At 71.2% G+C, this 619-nt stretch carries 1 protein-coding gene; it reads right to left on the reverse strand.

The window, feature by feature from the left end; all coding sequences use genetic code 11:
- A partial coding sequence (locus KUM32_RS35715) for a YibE/F family protein (RefSeq protein WP_217146073.1) occupies nt 1–619 on the reverse strand: 619 nt, incomplete at both ends.

Here is a 619-nt window from a genome sequence, read left to right on the forward strand (position 1 = left end):
TCAGCGTGCCGAGCACCGCGACGGAGGTCCTGGCGGTCAGCCCGTGACACATGTACAGCGCGACCAGCATGATCGCGCTGCCCCCGACCACCGCCACCACCAGCGGGTTCGAACCCGCCAGGATGGCGGGCAGGATGAACAGCGTCAGCACGCCGAAGCTGATCGCGAGAGCCACCAGCGCGAACACCCCGCGCAGCCGACCCACCGCCACCACGGCCAGCGCGAACAGCCCGGCCAGCAACGCCATCGGCATCTCCCGATCGACGTCGGAGACCGAGTACTGCAGGTCCTTGGGCGCCTTGGGGGCGTACGCCAGGATGAGCTTCTGGCCCTTCTCGTACTGCCGGGACGCGGACGGCTGCACGATCTCGGGGAACGTACGGCCCTTGTCCTTGCCCGACGTCACCTCGATCGTGGCCTTCTCGCACATCTCGTCCTTGGCCGCGCCGCCCGCCGCCGGGTCGCCCGACTGCTGGCCGGGCGGGGGCTGTTGCGGCTGGGCGTGCACGTCCGCGCACCGCACCTGGTCGATCCGTACCACCCGCCCCGACTCGGTCGTCCGGTCGAAGCCGAGGCCCGAATCGCCCTTGTGGCCCGGCGCCCCGCCCGGCCACAGAAC

The organism is Streptomyces sp. AC627_RSS907 (assembly GCF_019049165.1).